This is a genomic window from Clostridium cadaveris, from assembly GCF_020911725.1.
Taxonomy (GTDB): domain Bacteria; phylum Bacillota; class Clostridia; order Clostridiales; family Clostridiaceae; genus Clostridium_X; species Clostridium_X cadaveris.
The window spans coordinates 2,908,098-2,927,056 of record NZ_CP076620.1 but is presented as its reverse complement, the minus strand read 5'-3'; the positions used below and the strand labels follow the sequence as shown (position 1 = coordinate 2,927,056).

The 18,959-nt window shown below is 31.1% G+C and carries 16 protein-coding genes and 1 riboswitch; all 16 genes read left to right on the top strand.

Annotated elements, in window-relative coordinates; all coding sequences use genetic code 11:
• The first annotated feature begins 41 nt into the window (after positions 1-41).
• The 16 genes from pilM (at position 42) to KQH81_RS14015 (ending at position 18,802) form a co-directional block, all read left to right on the top strand.
• On the top strand, positions 42-1,193 hold the full coding sequence (gene pilM, locus KQH81_RS14090) for a pilus assembly protein PilM (protein WP_230028432.1): 1,152 nt from the start codon (positions 42-44) through the stop codon (positions 1,191-1,193).
• 13 nt (positions 1,194-1,206) lie between these two features.
• Positions 1,207-1,770 carry a PilN domain-containing protein gene (locus tag KQH81_RS14085; protein ID WP_027637587.1) on the top strand — a complete coding sequence of 188 codons (564 nt, stop codon included), beginning with the start codon at positions 1,207-1,209 and terminating at the stop codon, positions 1,768-1,770.
• Positions 1,757-2,908, top strand: coding sequence for a hypothetical protein (locus KQH81_RS14080; RefSeq protein ID WP_230028431.1), 1,152 nt, complete (start codon positions 1,757-1,759; stop codon positions 2,906-2,908). Before KQH81_RS14085 ends, KQH81_RS14080 begins: the two co-directional genes overlap by 14 nt.
• Before the next feature lie 12 nt (positions 2,909-2,920).
• A complete protein-coding gene (locus tag KQH81_RS14075) occupies positions 2,921-3,718 on the top strand; it encodes a prepilin-type N-terminal cleavage/methylation domain-containing protein (protein WP_027637585.1) in 798 nt (265 codons plus the stop codon).
• Positions 3,719-3,729: 11 nt separating this feature from the next.
• Positions 3,730-5,619, top strand: a complete 1,890-nt coding sequence (locus KQH81_RS14070; RefSeq protein WP_168972364.1) for a hypothetical protein — start codon at positions 3,730-3,732, stop codon at positions 5,617-5,619.
• Complete coding sequence (locus KQH81_RS14065) at positions 5,601-6,149, top strand: prepilin-type N-terminal cleavage/methylation domain-containing protein (protein WP_230028430.1); 549 nt, start codon at positions 5,601-5,603, stop codon at positions 6,147-6,149. The genes KQH81_RS14070 and KQH81_RS14065 overlap by 19 nt, the downstream gene beginning before the upstream one ends.
• A gap of 11 nt (positions 6,150-6,160) precedes the next feature.
• Positions 6,161-8,251: a vWA domain-containing protein gene (locus tag KQH81_RS14060; protein WP_230028428.1), complete on the top strand. Its 2,091-nt coding sequence runs from the start codon at positions 6,161-6,163 to the stop codon at positions 8,249-8,251.
• A 201-nt stretch (positions 8,252-8,452) separates the two neighbouring features.
• On the top strand, positions 8,453-8,854 hold the full coding sequence (locus tag KQH81_RS14055) for a prepilin-type N-terminal cleavage/methylation domain-containing protein (RefSeq protein ID WP_051196146.1): 402 nt from the start codon (positions 8,453-8,455) through the stop codon (positions 8,852-8,854).
• A gap of 241 nt (positions 8,855-9,095) precedes the next feature.
• Positions 9,096-9,193, top strand: a riboswitch (purine riboswitch).
• 89 nt (positions 9,194-9,282) lie between these two features.
• Positions 9,283-10,737, top strand: coding sequence for an IMP dehydrogenase (gene guaB, locus KQH81_RS14050; RefSeq protein ID WP_168972361.1), 1,455 nt, complete (start codon positions 9,283-9,285; stop codon positions 10,735-10,737).
• Positions 10,738-10,830: 93 nt separating this feature from the next.
• Entirely contained in the window at positions 10,831-12,363 is a 1,533-nt protein-coding gene (gene guaA / locus KQH81_RS14045; protein ID WP_027637580.1) for a glutamine-hydrolyzing GMP synthase, read from the top strand.
• Between the two features lie 476 nt (positions 12,364-12,839).
• Positions 12,840-14,585: an ABC transporter substrate-binding protein gene (locus tag KQH81_RS14040; protein ID WP_035770271.1), complete on the top strand. Its 1,746-nt coding sequence runs from the start codon at positions 12,840-12,842 to the stop codon at positions 14,583-14,585.
• A 77-nt stretch (positions 14,586-14,662) separates the two neighbouring features.
• Complete coding sequence (locus KQH81_RS14035; RefSeq protein WP_027637578.1) at positions 14,663-15,625, top strand: ABC transporter permease; 963 nt, start codon at positions 14,663-14,665, stop codon at positions 15,623-15,625.
• Positions 15,626-15,639: 14 nt separating this feature from the next.
• Positions 15,640-16,569: an oligopeptide ABC transporter permease gene (gene opp4C, locus KQH81_RS14030; RefSeq protein WP_027637577.1), complete on the top strand. Its 930-nt coding sequence runs from the start codon at positions 15,640-15,642 to the stop codon at positions 16,567-16,569.
• Between the two features lie 11 nt (positions 16,570-16,580).
• Complete coding sequence (locus KQH81_RS14025; protein ID WP_027637576.1) at positions 16,581-17,567, top strand: ABC transporter ATP-binding protein; 987 nt, start codon at positions 16,581-16,583, stop codon at positions 17,565-17,567.
• On the top strand, positions 17,567-18,535 hold the full coding sequence (locus tag KQH81_RS14020) for an ABC transporter ATP-binding protein (protein WP_230028427.1): 969 nt from the start codon (positions 17,567-17,569) through the stop codon (positions 18,533-18,535). Before KQH81_RS14025 ends, KQH81_RS14020 begins: the two co-directional genes overlap by 1 nt.
• Positions 18,536-18,643: 108 nt before the next feature.
• Complete coding sequence (locus KQH81_RS14015) at positions 18,644-18,802, top strand: hypothetical protein (RefSeq protein WP_155850225.1); 159 nt, start codon at positions 18,644-18,646, stop codon at positions 18,800-18,802.
• Positions 18,803-18,959 lie beyond the last annotated feature (157 nt).

The following is an 18,959-nucleotide window of genomic DNA, read 5'->3' as shown; positions in this document are numbered from 1 at the left end:
GCCTTACACTTTATGCATAAAATTCATAAAGGAGGATTAATGTGAGTACGCTAACCAAGGAAGCAAAAGAGACTAAAGAAATTTTAAAAGACATATTACATAAAGACATAGTTTTCCCTAAGCTGAAAAAGAGAAAGAAGAAAAAAGTAAAAAAGCTTATTCTCCATAAAGAACTTGTAGTTTTCGATATAGGATCCAGATATATAAAAGTAGTTGAAGGTAAAGTAGATATACATGGAATAAAGCTTAAAAGGGCATTTCTTATAGACACTCCAAAAGATTCTGTTGATGATGGCTCTATTTTAAATAAATTATCCATATTAAAAGTCATAAAGGAATTAACTGAGGAAAAAGGGATAAAAACAAATAAAGTGGTTTTTGTTAATAATAGTACCTCAATAATAAATAGAAATATATCCATACCAAAGATTTACGACGAAGATCTTAGAACATTGGTGACTTTTGAAATACAAAAATTCCTTCCTATAAATATGAATGATTACATAATCCAATATTATGACCCTTATGAAAATAAGGGTGATACAGAAAAGCAGAATGTATTATCTATAATATATCCATACAAAATGATAAAGCAATACTATGAATTATGTAAAGAAGCCAAAATGATTCCTGTAGCTTTAGATGTAAGCTTCAATTCTGCAAAAAAGCTTATTGAATATTCTATGTCAGAAATTATGGAAGAAAGGACTATAGCTGCCATTGATATTGGATATGATGATTTGTACATAAGTATTTATGATAAGGGAATTTTGAAGTTTACAAGAATAGTTAGAAAAGGTTGTAAACAAATAGATAGATATATATCAGAATATAGAAAAGTTAATATGAAAGAGGCAGAGGTTATAAGGTCTGATATAGGTCTTGATTATCAAGAGTTAAATGATGATAAAGAAATATCGGAAGCTATTACAGAGTATATTGAAACATGGGTAGAGGAAATAAACAGAATAATTCAGTTTTATAAAAACAAGAACCACGGTCAAGGTATTGAAGAAATTTTTATTTATGGTGGCGGATCTATGATGACAAATGTTGATAGATATCTTGAAGACAAATTGAATATATCAGTGAAGAAAATCAATAAACTGCCTAAAGTTACATTACCCAAAAATCATGAGGATTTAAAAGTTGAATTATATTTAGATGCTATAGGAGCGTTACTAAGATACTAAGGAGGAAGAGCGAATGAGAGATTTTAACTTTTTTGAACCCTATATAGGGGAAAGTAAGAAGAACAATATGAATTTTATATGTTCTACAATTATACCTTCCTTAGTTGGTTTATTTATAGTAGTAACATTTAGCTTAAATAAAATATATGAATACAAGCTGAAATCGGAAATGACTCAGTATAATAATGAAATTAAAGCAAAAGGTTATGAGATAGGAAAGGTAGACGAGCAAGAAAAGAAGCTTAGTATATTAAATAAATATTATGAGGAAGTATCAAAAGTACAAGCAGATATCGAATCTAAGGATGACATTGATTATAAATGTATTCATGATGTGAAGGGAGCCATGCCAAAGGAACTTTCTCTATATTCTATAGAGATGAAGGAAAGTCTAGTTACAGTTACAGGTAGAGCGAAGAGTAGAGAAAATATAGCAGAGCTTCAAAAGAATTTTAGAGGGTTAGAGTACTTTGAAGAAGTGTCTATGTATAAAATAGAGGAGACTAAAGCTGGTGAAGAGTTCAGCTTCATGATGAAATGTACTTTGAAGGGAGGACAACTCCATGAAAGTAAATAAGAAGAAAAATATTATAATAGTGATAACGGCATTAATTATGGGCGTTGTTTATTATAAATTTCCTTATGCAAAAGAAAAAGAGAAGCTGGATGGAATAAAGATACAGCATAGTGTTGAAAGAGCAAGACTTAACAGTTACTTAAATGATATAGATTTGTTGGAGAAAAAAGAATCAGAATTAAAGATTTTAAACAGCAATATTCAAGATAAAACTCTTAGATTATATCCTTATATTAATGAAGAGAGAATAATATTAGAAATAGACAAACTCATAAAAAGCTCTGGACTTCAAGCAACATTGGAATTTTATCATGATAATGAGAATGAAAAAAAACAGCAGAAATATGATTCTCTTCTTAAGCTTGTAAAAGAGTATAGGAAAATACAAAAGAATGAAAAGAAGATTAAAGGAAGTAAAGACTCTATAAAAATATCAATGGAGTTTAGAGGAACATATGAAAGCTTTGAAAACTTTATAAAAGCAGTGGACAATCATAAAAAAGAAGTTATACTAAGTGAAGTAAAGCTGCAAGGATCTGGAGATAAAATAAACGGTGTTATTATAATGGAGTTTTTTGCAGTTCCAAAAGTTAGTGATGAAGATGAAAATTATGATAATTGGCCATTTGAAGATAACTATGGGAAATACAATCCTTTTGATATGACAAGTGGAGTCTATAATAGTGCAAGTGAAAATAATGATTCTGTAGATAACAATTATGATTTCGTAATGTCTGTAAAACCATTATCATCAGATTTGCCAACACTTACACTTGGAAAATCTAAGGATAGCAGCAGAAATACATATATATATTCAGATAAAAACACAGAAGAAAATGTAGAAATTACAATAGACAAGAAAAATGGAAAATATTTTTACAAATATAAAACAACTGAGAAAAGTTATCCAGAGAATTATGACGGTGATGGAATAAGCTTCGAACCAATAGGAGATGACATAGTACTTAAGATATTTTCTACTCCCAAAGATGGCGGGATAGATTCGAGCAGTGCAAAAGTTGTTTTAATAAACAACACAGATAAGAATGTACAAGTATTAGTAGAGAATGATGATAAGGATGCACCTAGAGTTAGAGTTCAAGCACAAGGAAATGGTGTTGATATTATAAGAAAATAGGTGGCTCATATGATGAGAAAAAAGAAAAAGGCTATGACATTGATAGAAGTTATAATAAGCATAGGAATATTTGCTATCATAGCAATCCCTATTTCAACTATGATTTTAAAAGCTATAGATGCAAATAGACAAGGAGAATACAAACAGCAGTCTATAAATTATGGTCAGAAAATCATGGAAAAGCTGAAGTCATTAGACGATGAAGAATTCTTGAATTTAGATAAAAATCATGATTTGCAAGATATAGAAGTATTAAAAAAAGATATGGGCTATGCTTTAGACGGAAGTAAGAATGGGTATAAAATCACAGGAACAATAACACCTGTGGAAAAATATACCGTTCAAAAAGTGGAAAATGCTTATGATTCAATAGATGCAGATGTGTATTTAAGTATAAGTAGTAATAAGAACTCAGCCATGAAAATTAAAGATGGTATCAAATATGATTTGGGAATGATTGATGATAAATTATCTATAGCTATAAATGAAGACTCTTTAATTATAAATAACAAGAAATTCAGAAATTCAATAACTTCAATTCTTATATTGTTTGAAGAAGACAGTAAGAATCAATATATACTTGATTTAAATAATAAAAAATCAGGATTAAATCTTTATATAGCAAAAGAAAGAGGGAGTGAAGCTTCCTATAATATGAACAGTCATGGAAATTCTATTAATATATATGAAGGAATAATAAAAGAAAGAGATTTGAGTTATGGTGAGAGCAGACTTTACAATATAGAACTTAAAATAGAGAAAAACGGAAAAGTATTCAATATAGAAGGTGACAAGAGAGTCAGGAGGTAAGGATAAGGAGTATGAAAAGAAAAGTTAAAAAAGGATCTTCTTTATTATATGTAGTAATTCTTACAGCTATGTTGATTACCTTTGGAACAGTAGTGCTTATATTGACTGTAACTGATTATAAGATGAGAATAAGTGAAGGAAATAGGATAAAGAATCTTTATAGCGCGGAGTCAGGTATTGAAGAGGCTTATGGAAAGTTATCTAAACTTCTATATATAGCTGTTGAAAATGGTCAGAAAGCTGTAAAAGAAAGTGAGGATAAAGATAAAGAAAAAGAAAATTTTAAGAAAGCATATAAGGATACTGTTGAGAAGAATATAAAAGAAACATTAGAAAGTGAATATATATCTAAAAATGGATCTAGACCAAATTTAATTGTAGTAACTCCAGATGAAAGTTTAAAGTTTAAAGATGATAAGATGAGTGTTGTTGTCCAAGCATCTTTTGTAGATAAAAATAGCTTAAGCAAGACTATACAATCTACATTTAATATAGCAATTCCTGAATATGAAGGCATAACCTCATCATCAATTTCAACAATACCAATAAAGCCAGCATGGTCAAAGGCTATAGTTGCAGAAAAAAATATGCTTTTAAAAGGACCTGTTGTTTTAGATGGAGGGGCTTATATAGGGGGTAAGGCTGAAGGTAATGAGAAGGGACTTATAGTTACTTCTCGAGGAAAAGCTGATGTTACTAATGGAGATATCATAACTTTAGAGGACATACGACTAAAAGGTATAGATAGTAATTTCAAGGTTGACAAAAGCAATGTTTTTACAGACAGCTTAGTTATAGAAAAGTCAACAAGTGAAGCTCACATAGATATAAAAGGAAAGGTTTATGCCAATAATGACCTAGTATTAAATGCAAATAAATCAAGCATAAATATTGAAGGTGGTTTTTACGGAATTAATGATGAGACTGAATTAGGTACTTTTGAAGAAGATAGCAAGAAATCAAGTTCAATTTATGTAAATAACGATGATTTAGGAGAAAATAATGGATCATACATAAATATAAAAAATGAAGCACTTATAATGGGAACTGCATATATAAAGACGAATCCACATTACCAAACAGGAGAATCGGTGGCTATCAAAGGAAATTACAGGATATATGCTGAGACTCTTAATATGGGACCACTATCTGGAGAAAACATATTATTTAAGTATAAAGATCCCATGCAGCTTGCAGATGCTTTCAAAGATGGAAATCTATTAAATTATGAAGATAAGAGTGCTTATATAAAGCAGTATATAGAAGAAAACCCAAAAGATATAAGAATAAAGTACGGTGAAGGAATAACTCTGCCTGCCAATACTATAAATGTAGGAGGTATATTTACTAATGGAGAGTTTAAACCTTCCAATTATATCGTTGATAATGAAGGTGGTATAGTAAAGGAAGCTAAAACTTTCTATGAAAATGCTGTAGATAGTGTGAATTTAGACAGTGATATAAAGTTTGAAAATATAAAATTTGAAGCAATACAATTAGGCGGAGAGGTTTTATATTTAGACAATAGTTCTAAGCCTACATATATATTAGGAAATGGTGGAGAAAGAGTATCAGGAGAAGGTTATGAAATAGATGCCTCTCATCCTATAAAAGGCGTGATCATAACATCTGGAGATGTGATAGTAAGAGGTAAAGTAAATTTCACAGGTACCATAATAACTAAAGGGGATATAATTTTTGAAGACGAGAAATCAAAAGTCATAAAGTATGATAGAGACTATGTACAAAGTGTCATAGGAGCAAAGTTTGATTTATTTAAAGATGTACTTTCAAGTAGCCCAGATAGTGTTGTTTTAAAGCCAGGGAATACAACCTCCTTAGTGAATGCTGTAGATATGAAATCGCTTATATCTATAAAAAAATGGAAGATTATAAAGTAATAGATGTGGAGGAGAATATGAAGAAAAAAGGAATGACCTTGATAGAGATAATAATAGCTTTAGCTATATTTGCTATAGTAGTACCTGTAATATTTTTCTTTTATATGTCTCACTACAAGGCTCTTGATAAAACAACTATAATGTCTGATTTGCAGATTCAAGGTGGAAAAGCAAGAGAGCAATTAAGTAATATATTTATGGAAGGTAGTAATATAGATAAAGTTATAGATAAAGAAGGAAATGAGATATCTTTAATGAATGAACCAGTTGGAGTTAGTAGGATTGTTTTTATTGATGGTGAAAACATGAGACACGATATTTATATTGAAAACAATGAGATAAAGCATTTAAAAAATAACAAATATGAAGGAAAAATTGCAGGAAAAGTAGACTCTATGAAAGTTAAAAATGCAGGCATAAAAAAAGATAATGTTAAGGGCGTAGGAATAATAAAATTTTATATAAAATTTAAAGAAAAAGATTTAGAGTATGAAGTAGATTTTAACGTTAATTTGAGAAATAGGGAATAGGGGTGTGCTGAATGATTGGCAAAGGAAAAACTAAAAAAAGGTATCTTTATTTGTTCTTTGCTATAATTTTAATAATATTTATAGTAAAAGCAGGGTTTAATGCAATTGCAGCTCAAAATAAGCCTCAATTAAATATTTCAGTAAGTACAGATAGAAGTAAGTACTTGGTTAACGAGGACATAAATATCACATATAGAATAGAACCACAACCTTTAGAACTAAAAGATGTAAATGCATTAAAAAATAAAGAAATATTATTTGTTATGGATACATCGGATACACCATTTTCTCAAGGAAACTTAAACAAGGAAAAAGATATAGCAAGAAATTTCGTAAATAAATTTAAAGACATACCAAACGTAAAAATATCCATATTAAATTATGATATATGTACAAGAAATCTTACAGGACTTAAGAGCCCCTCAATAGATTACGAAAGAGAAGAATTGATAAGCTTCATAAATAATGTTGGGATACCTCCAAGTGCGCCCTGGTGGGGAAGTAATATTGGTGATGGACTAAGACGTGCATTAGCGGGATTTTCTAAAAATGACTCTAAGAAATACGTAGTCTTTATGTCAAAATGCAAACCTAATTATTACACTTCTACTAGGAGGAGTGGACCTTACTATACGATAATTGATGATAAAAGTGATTTATATTATAGCGGCAATAATATTTTTGTTTCTAAAAATGGATTTGACTATGCATTAATAATGGCTAATGAAATGAAAGTCAGAAATATAACGAACTTTTTCATTGGGTTCAATGGACTGATTTTGAATAATGTAAAGACTATAGCTCAGTTATCTGAAGCTAGTGGTGGAAAAGCTTATAATGGAAAAAATCTTGATTCTATAAATGATATTTTTAATGATATAGCAGATCAAATAAAAGCTGATTATATAGTTGATGATATAAAATTTAAGTTCACTTTACCAAACAACATTACTTACTCAGGGGATAAGGTTGGGGTAACTGAGGATGGACGTAATTTATCAATGGAAATTCCAAATATAATTTATAAGCTTAATGATAGAAAAAATAAATATATAGCAGATCCTATAGAATTTTCGATATCGTTAAAATCCAATAAAAGTGGTAATTATACTATGGGAGATGGATGGACATTAAATTATAAGGCTATAAATGGAAAAACCATAACTCAAAAAGTGCCTGATTTCACTATATCAGTGAATTCTTTAGAAGTAGGCTTTGATGTGGAAAGGGCATTTGTGAATTCTAAAGGTAGTATAGGATTAGGGAAAAAAACTACAATTCAATATAAGGTGAATCCTAAAGTTGTTTCTGTTCCTTCAGAATTTGCAAATAGAGTAAATGAAAATAATATATTAAGCAATCCTAAGATAATTGAAACTTTGCCTGAAGGGGTTGAGTTTACAGATACGTTAAGTGGTTATCGAGAAATTGAAGTTCCATTAAAATATGTTTACGACAAAAAGAAGGGTGGTTTTTATGCAGCTCCTGTAGTTATTGAAGCGGAGATAACATCTGATAAGCCTGGGAAACATATTTTGAATAATGGGAAGTTTTCATATAATGATTTTGAGAATATATTATCTAGTGAAAAGTTTAATTCTCTGATACTTAAAGTTGAGGATGAGTATATACTTAAGCAGGGTCTATTTGATATAAATAAGAATAACTATAGTAGTCTTGGTGAAAATTACATAAAGAATTTGGATAAAATAAATATAACGGATGGATCTATGAATAGACTAGGTGCGTATGTAAGAAGTAGTGGACAAGATTTTATATTAAATATAAATTTAATGGAAATAACTCATTTTAATATGCTGTCTTTTAATGATATTTCTGTTGAAGTGTACAAAGTTGATAAAGAGAATAAGCTTAAAAAAATTAATGCACCATACAAAATCAATGGAAATAAGAATTTGAGGATTTCTATAAATGGAGATAGCTCAGAAGAATACTGTTATTACATTATTAATTATAATTTTAGAGTCAACTGCAAAAATAAGAATATTAGCACTCAGATTTCAAGTAAAGCTACAATAGAAAATAGCAAAAAAGAAAATATCCTTCCTATTAATATAGTATCGCTGCCAGACTTATTTTAAAAAAGTAGCTTCAAGATTATCTTGAAGCTGCTTTTATGTTGTAATAAATAAATTTCATAATATACTTATAAAACTTCATTTTTAAGTATATTATGGGAAAAAATCTTAAGATGATAAGTATAAAAATAATATATATGTCTATCATCTATGGATAAGGGCTAAATTAAAATATAAAGTTAAAGTGTTAAGGAGGAATATATAATGATTAAAAAAGGAAATAAAACAAAGAAAGGCTTTACCCTTATAGAGATGATAATAGTCATAGCAGTTATGGCTATCATAGGAGCAATAGCTATCCCAAATCTTTCAGCAGTGAAAGATAATGTTGCCCAAAAAGCTGACAATGAAAGCTGTGCAACAATTGAGAGGACAACCAAAATGGTACTTGCTGATAAAGATTTATCCAAATCTACAGCAAAATACAATGTGACTTTTAATAATGGAGCTGTATCAGTATCTGGTGCTAATGATAAGGGGGATGGTAATGTGGCATCAGAACTTCAAAAATGTCTTGCAGATATAAAAGAACCACAAGCAGATGGGAAAAAAGGATTTGTCATATCTATAGAAAATTCAAAAGTAACAGTTAATACAACAACTTAATTAACAATATATAAAGTTAAATATAATAGAAAACTATTAAAAATCACGGGGATGGGGCAATATATATAGTAAAATTATCAAAATGTATATGATTTCATATAAACTTTCTTAAGTTTATAAATTAACATACAGAATTATGCGAAATATTTCATATTTTGCATTGACAAGGCGAAAAAAAACTAATAAAATAGTATAAAATACAGAGAGTAAGAAAAATAACTTGCATATATAATTTAAAAATGAAATTTTTATTTCATTTACTCATATATACCCTGAATAAGGCAGGGAGTATCTACCGGAAACCATAAATTACCGACTATGAGTGAGATTAATTACTTTATCTAAAAGTACATTAATTTCACTTTCATTTAAAGTGGATTTAATGTGCTTTTTATTTTAGAAAAATAAAAAAATCGGAGGTTTAAATCATGGGAAAAATAATTAAAACAGCTTACACATTTGATGATGTACTTTTAATGCCAAACAAATCAGAGATATTACCAAAGGAAGTATCATTAGGAACAAATTTAACAAAAAAGATAAGACTTAATATACCTCTAATGAGTGCTGGAATGGATACTGTTACAGAATCTAAAATGGCTATAGCTATGGCTAGAGAAGGCGGTATAGGAATAATACATAAGAATATGACTATAGAGGCACAAGCTGAAGAAGTAGATAGAGTTAAGAGACAAGAGAACGGAGTAATAACAGATCCTTTCTACCTTCATCCAGATAATACTATAGAAGATGCTCAAAAGTTAATGAGAAAATATAGAATATCAGGAGTTCCAATAACAGTAGAAGGAAAGCTTGTTGGAATACTTACAAACAGAGATGTTATTTATGAAAATGATTATTCAAGAAAAATAGAAGAAGTTATGACAAAAGAAAATTTAGTTACTGCTCGTGAAAATACAACATTAGAAGAAGCTAAGGAATTATTAAAATCTCATAAAATAGAAAAACTTCCTCTAGTTGATGAAAACAATAATTTAAAAGGACTTATAACAGTTAAAGATATAGAAAAGGCTAGGATTTTCCCTAATGCAGCGAAAGATGAGCAAGGAAGATTATTATGCGGAGCAGCAGTTGGAGTTACAGGAGATGTAATGGATAGAGTTGATGCTCTTGTGAAAGCTCAAGTTGATGTTATAGTAATAGATACAGCTCATGGACATTCTTTTGGAGTTATGGAGGCAGTTAAAAATATAAAGGCAAAATATCCTGAACTTCAAATAATTGCAGGAAATGTTGCTACAGCAGATGCAACTAAAGATTTAATTGAAGCAGGAGTTGACTGTGTAAAAGTTGGTATAGGACCAGGATCAATATGTACAACAAGAGTTGTTGCTGGAGTTGGAGTTCCTCAATTAACAGCAGTTATGGATTGTGCAGAAGAAGCTTCAAAATATGGGATTCCTGTTATAGCTGATGGTGGAATTAAATTCTCAGGAGATATAGTTAAAGCTCTAGCAGCTGGGGCTTCAGTTGCCATGATGGGATCAATGTTTGCTGGATGTGAAGAAGCACCAGGTGAAATAGAAATATATCAAGGAAGAAGCTATAAAGTATACAGGGGAATGGGTTCTTTAGGTGCAATGGCTTGTGGAAGTAAGGATAGGTACTTCCAAGAAGGAAATAAAAAGCTTGTACCAGAAGGGGTAGAAGGAAGAATACCTTATAGAGGACATGTTTCAGATATAATATTCCAAATGTGTGGAGGAATACGTTCAGGAATGGGATATTTAGGATCGGCAAATTTTAAGATTTTATGTGATACTGCAAGATTTGTAGTTCAAACTTCATCAGGATTAAGAGAAAGCCATCCACATGATATAAATATAACGAAGGAAGCTCCAAATTATAGTATAGATAGATAAGAGTTCTTATGATAAACTCTTATAGTGAAATATCAAAGAAAAACAAAGATTGTAAAGTTTAGAAAAAGCAATCAACTTTAGAGGAGGGTATTCATGGAAAAAAACTTAGTGCTAGTTGTAGATTTCGGCGGTCAGTATAACCAGCTTATAGCTAGAAGAGTTAGAGAATGTGGAGTTTATTGTGAAATAATTCCATACAGCTATACATTAGAAAAAATAAAAGATAAAAACCCTAAAGGTATAATATTTACAGGAGGTCCTAACTCAGTATATGGGGAAGGAGCACCTACAGTTTCAGAAGGTATATTCTCATTAGGAGTACCAGTATTAGGAATATGTTATGGCGACCAACTTATGGCACATACTTTAGGTGGGAAAGTTAAATCAGCAGAAGTAAGAGAATATGGAAAAACTGAAATAGAATTAGATAATACTTCTAAACTATTTAAAGGAATAGATTCGAAAGATCAATGCTGGATGAGTCACACTGATTATATATCAGAATTACCACAAGGGTTTAAGATAATTGGAAAAACATCAGAATGCCCTATAGCAGCTATGGAAAATGAAGAAAAGAATCTTTATGGAGTTCAATTCCACCCAGAAGTAGAACATACTTTATTTGGACAAAAGATGCTTCAAAACTTCTTGTATGAAGTTTGCGGACTTGCAAAAGAATGGACTATGTCTTCATTTGCTAAGAATAAGATAGAAGAAATAAAAAAGATAGTCGGAGATAAAAAACTTATCTGTGCATTATCAGGTGGAGTTGACTCATCAGTTGCAGCAGTGTTAGTTCACAAGGCTGTTGGAAAAAATCTTACTTGTGTATTTGTTGATCATGGTCTTTTAAGAAAAGATGAGGGTGATCAAGTTGAAGAGATATTTAAAAATCAATTTGACATGAATCTTATAAGAGTAAATGCTCAAGAAAGATTCTTAGGAAAGCTTAAAGGTGTAAGCGATCCTGAAAGAAAGAGAAAAATAATTGGAGAAGAATTCATCAGAGTTTTTGAAGAAGAGTCTAAAAAATTAGGTGAAATATCTTACCTTGTACAAGGAACTATATACCCAGATGTAGTTGAAAGTGGAACAGATACTTCAGCAGTTATAAAGAGTCATCATAATGTTGGAGGGCTTCCAGAAGATATGGAGTTTTCATTAATAGAGCCATTAAGAGAATTGTTTAAAGATGAAGTAAGAGCTGTTGGTGAGGAACTTGGAATTCCACATAATTTAGTATGGAGACAACCATTTCCAGGACCAGGTCTTGCTATAAGGGTTCTTGGAGAAGTGAATGAAGAGAAACTTCACATAACTAGAGAAGCTGATGCTATATTTAGAGAAGAAATTTCTAAAGCAGGATTAGAAGGAAAGATATGGCAGTACTTTGCATGTCTTCCTAATATTCAGTCAGTTGGAGTAATGGGTGATGAAAGGACTTATTGTCACACAATTGCGTTAAGAGCTGTTACAAGTTCCGATGGTATGACTTCGGATTGGGCTCATATACCATATGAAATTCTTGATAAAGTTTCCAGAAGAATTGTAAATGAGGTTTCAGGTGTCAATAGGATAGTTTATGATGTAACTTCTAAGCCACCTTCAACTATTGAGTGGGAATAGTATAAGAGGTATATATATAAACATATGTAAAATTAGATATCTTTAAGATAATAGGTGTAAAATTAATATAATATTAATTTTACACCTATTTTTATTTACGAAAATATAATTGATTATAATGAATTGCAAAAGGTTTACATTAAATATAATTGTACCTAAAATTGACATTAAAAATAAAATGTGATAATGTTTATATATAGAACTTACATAATTGTAATTTATTCACAAAGTAATAAATTTAAAATTTATGCATAAATTTATACAAAATAAAAAATATGTTTACAAATCTAAAATAATTAACTATAATATCTTTATACCAAAATGAAATGGCAATTCTATTAACATTTATTTATCAGAAAATTTTAATTAAAAGAGATGTTTATCGAAAATTAAGTGTACCTTTTTGTAGTTTGATATATTGCTAATTTTAAGCAATATTCAATAATAGAAAGAAAATGAAGAGGGGGAAATATTTTATGAACAGAAAGAAACTTATGGCTACAATGGCCGGGGTTATGGCTCTTTCAGTTGGTTTGACAGCTTGTGGAAGCAGCGATGACAAAACATCTGATGGCAATAAGCCAGTGGATAATAACAAGGAAAATAAAATTCAAGTAGTTAAGGCTACTAATCCAGACAAATTGCCTGATGCTGCAAAGAATAGAAAGGATACTTTAGTTGTTGGATTACAACTTCCAGATGGAATATTTAATCCATTGTATTCAGATTCAGCTTATGACAATCAAATAAATGAAACTTTATTTGCTCCATTATTACAATATAAAGCTGATGGTACATTAGAAGCAGCTTTAAGTGAACTTCCAAAAATTTCTGAAGATAAGAAAACTTATACTTTTAAGCTAAAAGATGGTGTAAAATGGAGTGATGGTGAACCAATAACTACTGATGATATAGAGTTCACATATAAAATTATAGCTGATAAAGGTTACACAGGGCCTTCTGATATGCCTACTTTAGACATAGTGGGATGGAAAGATTACAATGAAGGAAAATCTAAAGAAATATCTGGAGTTAAAAAGATAGACAAGCAAACTATAGAAGTAACAGTTGCAAATCCTAAAGCTCCATTGGAAGCTTATCTTGCAGTAACTCCAATTCCAGCACATTATTATGGAAAGAATTATACTCAAGGAAAGGCTGACGAAGTTTTACAACCATTACACAGAAAGCCAGAAGTTACTTCAGGAGCATACAAATTTAAGAGTTATACTGAAGGACAAGAAGTTGTTTTAACTGCTAATGAAAACTTCTATAAAGGAAAAGCTAAAATTCCTAATTTAATATTTAAAGTTGTAAGTAAAGACACATATCTACAATTACTACAAACTGGTGAAATAGATATGGTTAATGCTACAATAAAAGAAGAAACAATGGAACAAATAGCTGATATGGGCTTTGTTGATGTACATTATTGGCCAAACAATGGCTATGGATACATGGGATTCAACTTATTAGGAGAAAATTCTAAGTTTAAGGATCCTAAAGTTCGTCAAGCATTAACTTATGGTTTAGATAGAAAGACAATAGTTCAAAATGTATATGGACCATATGCAGATCCTATAAATATTCCTCAATCTGCACTTTCTTGGGCATTTAATGATGAGGGAACAGAAAAATATGAGTTCAATACAGAGAAGGCTGCTAAGTTATTAGAGGAAGCTGGATGGAAGAAGAATTCTAATGGAATTCTTGAAAAGGATGGAAAGGAATTTGAAATCAGATTCTTACAAACTACTCCAAATGAAGTTAATGATGCTTTAGTTCCAGTTGCTATAAAGAACTATGAAGCTTTAGGAATTAAGTTCACTCCAGAACAAATGGACTTCCCAACACTAAGAAAGAAATTAGATGATGCTAAGGCAGGAAAAGCTGGGGCTGATTATGATATGTTCTTCATGGCTTGGGGATTGAATCCAGAACCAGATGTTACTACAATATTCTCTTCAAAGGGAACTCAAAATAAGAACGGATACAACAATCCTAAGGTTGATGAATTATTAAGTAAGGGTCTTAACGAGTTTGATTTAGAAAAGAGAAAAGAAATTTATCATGAAATGTATAAAGAATTAAATTCAAATCTTCCTTACATTTATGTATATCAAAGAAAAGATGGTTGGGCTGTAAACTCTAGAGTAGAAGGATTCACTATGAGCCCATATAGAAATTTCACTTATGATATACAAACATTTACTTTAAAATAATATAGACTATATAAATGAGAGAAGTGCCCGAGGAGAAATTCTCGGGCATTTAAGAAGAAAATCAGAGGGGGATTAGAATGAGGCAGTATATAACTAGAAGATTGCTTGAAATGATACCAGTTATTATAGGTATATCCTTTTTACTTTTTGTAATATTTGCTATGGCTCCAGGAGACGCTGTAGATAATATTGCAAATCCTAACATATCTCAAGAAAAATTAATGGATCTAAAAAAACAATATGGTTTAGTTGGTAATCCAGTTGAAAGATATTTTAACTGGGCTAAAAAAGCGGTGCAATTTGATTTTGGTGATTCAATAAAGCACAAGGAAAAAGTATCTACAGTCATCGATACTTATGTGTGGAATTCATTTTGGCTATCATTAGGATCATTTTTCTTAAGCACATTAATTGCAATACCTATAGGAGTCGTTTCTGCTACGAAGCAGTACTCGGTTTTTGATAAATTCTTTACCATATTTGCTTTGTTTGGGGTATCCATACCATCTTTCTTCTTTGGTATGGTGCTGATTAAAATATTTGCAGTAGACCTAGCTATTTTCCCGGTTTCAGGTATGATATCTACAGGAGTAAATGCAACAGGAATTGCTCATGTATTAGATGTAATGAAGCATATGGCACTACCACTTATTGTACTTACATTGATTTCTCTTGCAGGTCTTATGAGATACACAAGAACTGCTATGCTTGAAGTTATAAGACAAGACTATATCAGAACAGCTAGATCTAAGGGCTTATCTGAAAAGGTTGTTATTTATAAGCATGCACTTAGAAATGCAATGATACCTATAATTACTATACTTGCGATGCAGCTGCCAGGATTATTTGGCGGGGCAATTCTTACTGAACAGGTATTTGCTTGGCCTGGAATTGGTAGAGTTGCTATAGAAGCTATAAACGGCAGAGACTATCCTTTACTAATGGGCTTTGAAGTCTTACTTGCAATTTTGACTTTATTGGGAAATCTAATTGCAGACGTAACTTATGCATTAGTTGACCCAAGAATAAGACTTAAGTAGAGGAGGGGTATAGCATGGCAGAAAATAAAGGAGTTGAAAATACTCAAAAGACAAAGGTAGAAAAAATAGAATCACCTTGGACTGTAGCTTGGAAAAGGCTTAGAAAAAATAGATTAGCTATAATTGGTCTAATAATGCTAATTGTAATGATATTAGTATGTATGCTTGGACCAACAGTATTTAAACTTGTAAAGGGATATGACTATACAGATATGGTTGGAATGAAGTTTGAAAAACCTTCAGGAAAATTCCTTCTTGGAACTGATAACCTTGGTAGAGACGTATTCCTTAGAGTAATAAAAGGTGGACAAATATCTTTATTTGTTGGAATATCTGCGGTATTAATTCAAGTAGTATTAGGTACTATTTTAGGAATAGTAGCTGGATATTATGGTGGAATAGTTGACAGTATCATAATGAGAATAGTTGACGTATTTATGAGTTTACCATCATTACCACTATTACTTATTGTTGCTGCAGTACTTTCAGATATGAATTTCCCACCAGAATATAGAATGTTTGTAGTTATGTTTATACTGGGATTCCTATCTTGGCCAGGACTCTGTAGAATGATAAGAGGACAAGTTCTTTCTATCAGAGAGCAAGAATATATGCAGGCTGCAGATGCTTTAGGAATCAGAGATAGTAAAAAAATGTTTAGACATATATTTCCGAATGTTGTGCCAATCATAATCGTTAACGCTACGTTAGGACTTGGCGGAACTATACTATCAGAATCCTCATTAAGTTATTTGGGACTTGGAGTTGTTGCTCCTACACCATCTTGGGGTAACTTAATTCAAACGGTTAACGACTTTTATAACTTAAAAAATAGAGGATGGCTTTGGATACCACCAGGAATATGTATTTTCATAACAGTTATGGCGATAAATTTATTTGGTGATGGATTAAGAGACGCCATAGATCCAAAGCTTAAGAAGTAGGGGGGATTATTATGGCTAACAACACATTAGTAGAATTCAAGAACTTAAAAACTTATTTCTATACAGAAGACGGAATAGTTAAAGCGGTAAATGACGTATCTTTCAAGATAAAAGAAGGAGAAACTGTTGGTATAGTTGGAGAATCAGGATGTGGTAAATCTGTTACATCCATGTCTCTTATGAGACTTATACCAAATCCTCCAGGAAAGATTGTAGGAGGAGATATATTATTCGAAGGAAGAAGTGTTCTTTCAATTCCTGAAAATGAAATGAGAGAAATAAGAGGAAATAAAATTTCTGTTATATTCCAAGAGCCTATGACTTCTTTAAATCCTGTCTTTACAGTAGGAAAGCAAATATCAGAAGCTGTATTGCTTCATCAAAAGCTTACTAAAGAAGAGGCTAGGAATAAAGCTATAGAAATGTTAAAACTTGTTGGTATACCAAGATCAGATGAAATTGTAGATGCATATCCTCATGAATTATCAGGAGGTATGAGACAAAGAGTTATGATAGCTATGGCGCTATCTTGTAATCCAAAGCTTTTAATAGCTGACGAACCTACAACAGCTCTTGATGTTACTATACAGGCACAAATTCTAGAACTTATGAAAGACCTTAAAGAAAAGCTGAATACAGCTATAATGCTTATAACTCATGACTTAGGAGTTATAGCTGAAATGGCTGACTATGTAGTAGTTATGTATGCAGGAAAGGTTGTTGAAGAAGCTCCAGTAGAAGAGCTATTCGCAAATCCAATGCATCCATACACAAAAGGATTGTTAAAATCAAAGCCTAGCATAAACAAAGAAGAAGAATCAGGAAGGCTTTATTCTATACCAGGACAAGTACCTAATCCAATAGGAATGCCTGATTATTGTTATTTCTGTGACAGGTGTGAAAAGAGATTTGAAAAATGTAAGCAAGAAATACCTGACTTGAAAGAAGTTAAACCAGGTCATAAAGTAGCTTGCTGGTTATACGAGGAGGGAAAATAATGGCAGAAGAGACTATTTTAAAGGTTGAAAATCTAAAGAAGTATTTTCCTATCAAGGCCGGAGTTGTACAAAAAACTGTTGGATATGTAAAGGCTGTAGATGATATATCATTTGAAATAAAAAAGGGTGAAACCCTTGGACTTGTTGGAGAATCTGGATGTGGAAAATCTACTACAGGAAGAACAATTCTTAGACTTCTAGAAAAGACTGATGGAAATGTAATTTTTAAAGGCACTGATTTACATTCTTTAAATAAGAAGCAATTAAGAAGTTTAAGACCAGAGATGCAAATAATTTTCCAAGACCCTTATAGTTCACTAAACCCAAGAATAACAGTTGGTGAAATAATAGGGGAAGCACTTTTAGAGCATAATCTTGCTACCAAATCAGAGGTTACGGACAAAGTTCTTCAAGTAATGGAAGTCTGTGGATTAGCTCCTTATCATATAAGAAGATATCCCCATGAATTCTCAGGTGGACAAAGACAAAGAATAGGTATAGCTAGAGCTCTTATCTTAAACCCAGAGTTTATAGTTGCTGACGAACCAGTTTCAGCTCTAGACGTATCAATTCAATCACAGATAATTAATTTGCTTATGGAATCACAGGATAAATCAGGTTTCTCATACCTATTTATATCCCATGACCTTAGCGTAGTTAAACATATCTCTCATAAAGTAGGAGTTATGTACCTAGGATCTCTTGTTGAGCTTGCACCAAAGGATGAACTTTATGCTCATCCAGTACATCCATATACAAAAGCATTGCTTGCAGCAGTTCCAATACCAGATCCTACTATAAAGAAGAACAGAATTATATTAAAAGGAGATATTCCATCTCCTGCAAATCCACCATCAGGATGTAAGTTCCATACTAGATGTCCTTATGCTACTAAGAAGTGTAGTGAGGAAATTCCTGAATATAAATGTGTAGGCAATGACCACTTTGTTGCTTGTCACTTAGTTTAAAACAATAGGTAGATGAAAGATATATTCATCTACCTTTGCTTTTAAAATCTTTAAAGTATAGATAAATAATATATGACGTGATATTATAATACTAATGGAGGTGGCTATATGGAGAACAATAGAGAAACTAGAGAAAAGATTTCAATGAAAGATGTATTTGCAATGATTATAGCGCAATATAGTGTGATTTTGCCTATAGTCTTAATTGGATTTGCAATATGGGGAGCATTAATTTGGTTTGTAGTAAAAGTGCTAATGGGAGGCTAATGAAATTTGTTTTATAATGAGTACTAAGGAATCTAAAAAAAGATTTTTTAGTACTTTTTTTATATATTAAACGTTAACATAGGGAAAAGTAATCATTATTAAGGTGTGTTAGATTAATATATGCAAAAGAATTATGATATAATAAGAAAGAAATTAT

What these genes read in the sequence shown, in the direction of transcription:
- KQH81_RS14085 (WP_027637587.1), top strand. Translation starts at nt 1,207, where the DNA reads ATGAGAGATTTTAACTTTTTTGAACCCTATATAGGGGAAAGTAAGAAG.
- KQH81_RS14080 (WP_230028431.1), top strand. Translation starts at nt 1,757, where the DNA reads ATGAAAGTAAATAAGAAGAAAAATATTATAATAGTGATAACGGCATTA.
- KQH81_RS14075 (WP_027637585.1), top strand. Translation starts at nt 2,921, where the DNA reads ATGAGAAAAAAGAAAAAGGCTATGACATTGATAGAAGTTATAATAAGC.
- KQH81_RS14070 (WP_168972364.1), top strand. Translation starts at nt 3,730, where the DNA reads ATGAAAAGAAAAGTTAAAAAAGGATCTTCTTTATTATATGTAGTAATT.
- KQH81_RS14065 (WP_230028430.1), top strand. Translation starts at nt 5,601, where the DNA reads ATGGAAGATTATAAAGTAATAGATGTGGAGGAGAATATGAAGAAAAAA.
- KQH81_RS14060 (WP_230028428.1), top strand. Translation starts at nt 6,161, where the DNA reads ATGATTGGCAAAGGAAAAACTAAAAAAAGGTATCTTTATTTGTTCTTT.
- KQH81_RS14055 (WP_051196146.1), top strand. Translation starts at nt 8,453, where the DNA reads ATGATTAAAAAAGGAAATAAAACAAAGAAAGGCTTTACCCTTATAGAG.
- guaB (WP_168972361.1), top strand. Translation starts at nt 9,283, where the DNA reads ATGGGAAAAATAATTAAAACAGCTTACACATTTGATGATGTACTTTTA.
- guaA (WP_027637580.1), top strand. Translation starts at nt 10,831, where the DNA reads ATGGAAAAAAACTTAGTGCTAGTTGTAGATTTCGGCGGTCAGTATAAC.
- KQH81_RS14040 (WP_035770271.1), top strand. Translation starts at nt 12,840, where the DNA reads ATGAACAGAAAGAAACTTATGGCTACAATGGCCGGGGTTATGGCTCTT.
- KQH81_RS14035 (WP_027637578.1), top strand. Translation starts at nt 14,663, where the DNA reads ATGAGGCAGTATATAACTAGAAGATTGCTTGAAATGATACCAGTTATT.
- opp4C (WP_027637577.1), top strand. Translation starts at nt 15,640, where the DNA reads ATGGCAGAAAATAAAGGAGTTGAAAATACTCAAAAGACAAAGGTAGAA.
- KQH81_RS14025 (WP_027637576.1), top strand. Translation starts at nt 16,581, where the DNA reads ATGGCTAACAACACATTAGTAGAATTCAAGAACTTAAAAACTTATTTC.
- KQH81_RS14020 (WP_230028427.1), top strand. Translation starts at nt 17,567, where the DNA reads ATGGCAGAAGAGACTATTTTAAAGGTTGAAAATCTAAAGAAGTATTTT.
- KQH81_RS14015 (WP_155850225.1), top strand. Translation starts at nt 18,644, where the DNA reads ATGGAGAACAATAGAGAAACTAGAGAAAAGATTTCAATGAAAGATGTA.